The organism is Ohtaekwangia sp., from assembly GCF_036568665.1.
In the GTDB taxonomy this organism is placed as follows: Bacteria; Bacteroidota; Bacteroidia; order Cytophagales; family Cyclobacteriaceae; genus Ohtaekwangia.
Map to the genome: position 1 here is coordinate 1 of NZ_DATCSD010000025.1, position 5,835 is coordinate 5,835.

The window sequence follows — 5,835 nt, forward strand, 5'->3', positions numbered from 1 at the left end:
TATATATACTCGATAACCAAACAACAAACCAGAACTCTTAACAAAAACTGATCGTATGAAAAAGTTATTTACCTGGCAGCGCCTGTTGCTGCTCATCACATCGGTTGCTATTATTTCGTGTAGCGATAGCAATGACGAACCGGAAGTATTATTGCCCAAGCTGGATGGCTTTTATGTGTATGGAACAAACACCGTAGCAGAATCTGCCGTAGAACCGAACGCCCGCATGGCGGTTGCTGCGCTGGATAAGACACAGGGTGCCGGTGTGGAAAGTATGGATGGTATATATGGCAAGTGGCTATATATAGGTGCCAACAGTACCATTACGTTTGCTGAGGTAGTAAACGAAGTGGGTACTACATTCGGTGCTCCGAACGGAGGCACTGTGGGCAATGGTAAGGACCTTGGCTTCTCGGTAAACGATAATATAGTATATGGAACACTTGCTTCGGATGCACCACCTATAAAAGTGACAGACGAAGGTTTATACTATGCTTTCGTAAATAGCACCACCGATGAGTTTGTACTGATGCGTGCCAAAGCAAACATGATCGGCCCTGCTACACCGGAGGGATGGGATGAAGGAACTTTCCTGCCACAGAAATCAACATCAAAAGATTCGACTGTATTTGAAAATACCAATCTATACCTGCTGGGTGGCGATACAGGGTATAAATACAGATTCAACGATGGCTGGGCTGCCTTCACGGCCAACAACATTGTAACGCTTACAAGTTTAGGCGTGGAAGATTATGGTAAAGCGTGGGACACCGGTATAAATGATGTAGGCTTCTATAACTCCAACATTCCGCAGAAAGAAACCGGTGATTTCACCGTGCGATTGAAATATACCGCCAGCACCAACGAATGGAAAGAGACCAAGATCAGAAGCTATACCAAAACAAAAGTAGGCCTCTTCGGTAATGCTTATTATCTGCCATCCGGTGAAGAAGGTAGCTGGGGTGATCCATACCAGGTAATCGAGCCGACACAATCCGGCAGCACCTATACCTGGACGTGGAACGATGTGCAACTGATAGAAGGCCGCGACTTCGTTGTACTTGAGAACGGAACCTGGGGAGGTATGGCTGTACTATATAACAGCGCTACGGTGCGCGAGGGTGATGCCTTTACCAATAATAAAATTACCAATGGCGGCACCAACGAAAACTTTACCGTAAGCGTGGGTGGTGTATATGATATTACCCTGAAGATAAACGCAGTAAGCGGAGCGCGTACCATTACGATCAAAGCAAACTGATCTGCCTGATTAACAGAAGTATTTCCAGGCTATATATAGTGCTGGAAATACTTTCTGATTCAAACCTGTCTGTTACGCAACCTATCATTAACCACGAGTGAGAAACAGGATGAAAAATATAGTAAAGCCACGCAGGATCGAGTTTGAAGGAGATCATAAACATGATTCACTGCTTATTGGAAATTTTGGCGATGTAGAATTTACTGCGAAAGGAAGTTTTGAACTTTCCGGAATGATATACTCCAAGAAAGATGTAGAGTTTACCATTATCGGTAATGGTATCATCCGCTTTCATGGTGTATGCCGCAAGATCACGATTCACCTGGTGAAAGGTGATTGCACGCTCGATTTCAGCAAGCTTACGAGCAAGGAAGTATGTTGTGTTTCACTGCGCGATAATTCAAGAACCATCGTTGGCCCAACCAAGATTATCAGTCGCGCGAACCTGCAGGACAAAGCCGTATTGAAATATAGCGGTAATCCGCGATTGCAAAGTTATTCTATAGCGGGAATGTCGCGCATAGAGTTGCTGGAAGATGTAGCCTGATTGGCTGAACTATAGTATTGATCAATATATAGTATAGTAACAATTGCCTATGAAAAGAACATTACTTCCTCAATGGATGCACGCCCCGTAAAGTGAATGCATCCCGGAACCTGCATCTATACGATGCATCATGCCCCCCGTTGCCTATAGACCCTCGTAGGATTTTTGTGGTTACCATACTCGTTATACTTTATTATAGCCTGCTCTTCTACATAACGTTACCGGTACCAATAATCGTATTCATGAAATATCGGTGAAGAGGATCTTGCGTGAATAGAACTCTGCAGCAGCAGAGGATATTTCGTGTGTTCAACATTACAATCAGACGACACATGAAAAAAACTGAACACCTTTCCCGGAGACGACTAACAACAAGTCTCCTGGTGATCTTGAATCTTTTTCTTTTAGTGAACCATGCTATAGGACAAAACGATGGCATTCCGCGCGGAGCCCAGTTGCCCTATATTCGTTATGAATCAGAGAACGGAGCCCTGAGTGGCGGAGCCACCTTGCAACAGGCGCTCAACTTCGATCAGAACCAGATTGCATCCGAAGCAACCAACCAGCGTTACGTAAGTCTTGCCGGTAACGGAGCATCGGTAGAGTGGACTACAACACAAGCTGCACAGGGTTTTGATATACGCTTTACCATGCCCGACAACGGTTCGGGTACCGGCCAGAGCGGTTCACTAGGTATATATGTGAACGGATCGAAAGTAAAAAACATAAACCTGTCATCGTATTGGGCGTACCAGTATTTTCCCGGGGCAGACCCGGTGCAAACACCCGGTGGTAAAACATTCATGCGGTTTGATGAAGTACACTTCCGTCTTGACAATGTAGTGCCGCAAGGCGCCACGATCAAAATTCAAAAAGATAATGGCGATGCCATCACCTATGGTGTAGACTATATTGAATTGGAACCGGTGCCCGCAGCGTTAACGTTGCCTGCAAACTTTCTCTCCGTAGAAACCTACGGTGCCAATGGCAGTGATCAGAACGATGACCTCGCAGCATTCAACCAATGTATAACGGCCGCTGCTTCGCAAGGTAAAGGAGTATATATACCGACCGGACGGTTTATCCTCAGCGACAAACTGAACCTGAACGTAAGCAATATCAAAATACAGGGGGCCGGTATATGGTATACCGAAATATACTTTTCTACCGATCGGCAATTCTATGGCGGTATATTTGCCCGTGCCAGCAACGTAGAGATATCGAACTTCTCGTTGAATACGGCCAACAACGATCGCATGAAGTACGATGAAGCCAACCCGCGCGTACCGGCTGAGCAGTATAAAATATACAAAGGCTTTATGGGAACGTACGGTAACAACTCGCGCATTCACGATGTGTGGGTGGAGCACTTCGAGTGCGGGTTCTGGATTGCCGGGTACGATCCTCCATATCCGATCGATGTTACCAACGATCTTATTATTACCCGCGCCCGCATCCGGAATAATTATGCCGATGGTGTTAACTTCTGTCAGGGTACATCCAACTCCGTAGTAGAATATAGCGATGTGCGCAACAATGGCGATGATGGTTTAGCCGTGTGGCCCGCCAATGCAGCAGGCAATACACAAACCTGTCGCAATAATATATTTCGGTATTGCACCGTAGAAAACAACTGGCGTGCCGGTGGTGCTGCTTTGTTTGGCGGTACAGGCCACCAGATATACCGATGTATATTTAAAGATGGTGTAGGCGGATCGGGTATACGCTTTACGAATGACTTCGGTGGTTTTACATTCGAGAATGCCGGAACACCGATCGTTATTACCGATAACTATATTGTGAACTGCGGAACAACCAACGATCTCTGGAACCAGAAGCGCGGAGCAATTGAGTTCTATGCGAACAGCGGTATATTTAATATCGAGTTTAACAACACGCAGATCATCAACTCACAACGGCATGCCGTGCAGCTCTATGGCTCCAACATCCGGAATATTGTATTTAACAATACGAAGATCGATGGCACGGGTATGGACTTTTTTGTTGATTCGCCTACGATGGATGACTGGGGTGGCTATGGTATATTAGCCCAGGCTGGCAGCGAGAAAATCACTTTTAATAATGTGAGCTTCGACAGACTGGAGTCGGGGCAGGTAAAGAACTATAACTCCGGATTCATCATCGAGATCGTCAACACCAATATACCGGTAACAGGTATAACACTGGCGCCTGCTACGCTATCGCTGGCGGAAGGAAAGACATCTCCGCTAACCGTTACGTTTTCTCCAACCAATGCCACGAATAAAAATCTTACGTGGTCATCGTCCAATACGTCCGTAGCATCTGTTGCCGCTTCAGGAACGGGTACAGCTACGGTCACAGCCAATGCTATTGGTACAACAATAATAACGGCTACATCGGCCGATGGTAATTTTTCCAAAACGTGTACGGTTACCGTTACGCCCGCGGTAAATATTACGGCAACAGATCCGGATGCGGGCGAAGGAGGTAACACCGGTACATTCCGTATTGCTACATCGGCTACATCTTCTAACATCACCGTCAATTATACGATAGCCGGCACAGCTTCTTCTGGTGATTATACTGCGAGTCCTGCGTTATCCGGCTCCGTAGTATTAACGCCCGCAGCCCCCGCTGCCAACATTACAATAACGCCTATAGATGACAGCAGCTTTGAAGGTTCTGAAACATTACAGCTCACGCTCCAGGCAGGATCGGGTTTTACATTGGGAGCAAACACATCGGCTGCAATCACTATAGCGGATAATGATAATCCACCGTGTACCGCACCCGTTGTGGCACAGGTTTCCGGTACAGCGCCTGTTATCAATCAAACCATCGAGTCGGCCTGGTCTATAGCACCGACCCGCGCGATCAGCAACGTTACCATTGGTGCATTGCCTTCTGATTACTCCGGTCGCTGGCGTGCGCTATATAACTCTTCCAATCTATACTTGTTGGTAGAAGTAAACGATGCTACACGACAGAACGACTCCGGTGCCAACTGGTGGGAAGATGATGTTGTTGAAATTTTTATTGATGGCGATAACAGTAAAGGAACAACGTATGATGGCCAGAATGATTTTCAATATGGCTTCCGCTGGAATGATGCTGCTATAAAGACCGGAGGTAATTCCGTAAGTAACACCAGCGGTATAGTATTCAGTATGTATGCCAGCGGCAACGGATATATACTGGAAGCATCTATACCCTGGTCTACCATAGGAGTAACGCCCGCCCTCGGAAAAGCAATCGGCCTCGATATACAGGTGGATGATGACGACAACGGGGGAACGCGCGATGCACAAACCGCCTCGTTCGCTACCAACACAACCGCCTGGCAAAACCCGAGCGTATTCGGAACAGTATATCTCACTACGTGTAGTGGTCCCGTTAACCAGCCTCCTGTTGCCAATGCAGGCTCCGATCTTTCATTAGCTTCCGGAACAACATCGGTTACGCTGAATGGCTCAGGCTCAGATCCGGATGGGACGGCTGTAACCTATAGCTGGACGAAAGTAAGTGGCCCTGCAGCCACCATCACGAATGCTACTACAGCATCACCTACTGTTAGCGGATTAACCAACGGAAGTATATATGTATTTCAACTGACGGTGAGCGATGGTTCGCTAACGGCTACCGATCAGGTGCAGGTAAGTGTTGCCGGTACATCCGGTGATCCTGCCGGTGTAATCACCTGCTATCAACGCGTGAGTACTATAACTGTAGATGGTACACTCAACGAATCTTCGTGGAATGTTACCCGTGCGGTGAGCAAGAACACGGTAAATACTCCGAACAACACCGTAACCTTTGGAGTATTGTGGGATAATACCAACCTGTATATCGGTGTGAAGGTTTTGGATGCCTCCCTATATAACGACTCGCCTGATATATGGGAGAACGATGCTGTGGAGATATACATTGATGCTAACAACAATAAACTCTCCACTTACGATGGCCGGGATAACCAGTTCATCAAAGGGTATAACAACTCGACCTTATTTGCCAAGCTCAGTGTTACCGGTGTGCAGCATGCCTGGGC

General features: G+C 46.9%; 3 protein-coding genes. All 3 read left to right on the forward strand.

The annotated features are described in order from the left end of the window. Window positions 1-55 precede the first annotated feature (55 nt). On the forward strand, window positions 56-1,261 hold the full coding sequence (locus VIN08_RS01215; RefSeq protein WP_331958996.1) for a hypothetical protein: 1,206 nt from the start codon (window positions 56-58) through the stop codon (window positions 1,259-1,261). A 109-nt stretch (window positions 1,262-1,370) separates the two neighbouring features. Then, complete coding sequence (locus VIN08_RS01220) at window positions 1,371-1,808, forward strand: hypothetical protein (RefSeq protein ID WP_331958999.1); 438 nt, start codon at window positions 1,371-1,373, stop codon at window positions 1,806-1,808. 332 nt (window positions 1,809-2,140) lie between these two features. After that, window positions 2,141-5,835, forward strand: a 3,695-nt coding sequence (locus VIN08_RS01225; protein ID WP_331959002.1) for a sugar-binding protein, incomplete at its 3' end; no start/stop codon positions are given.

Excerpts from the sequence above, each read along its gene's own strand:
- VIN08_RS01215 (WP_331958996.1), top strand. The coding sequence starts at position 56 with ATGAAAAAGTTATTTACCTGGCAGCGCCTGTTGCTGCTCATCACATCG.
- VIN08_RS01220 (WP_331958999.1), top strand. The coding sequence starts at position 1,371 with ATGAAAAATATAGTAAAGCCACGCAGGATCGAGTTTGAAGGAGATCAT.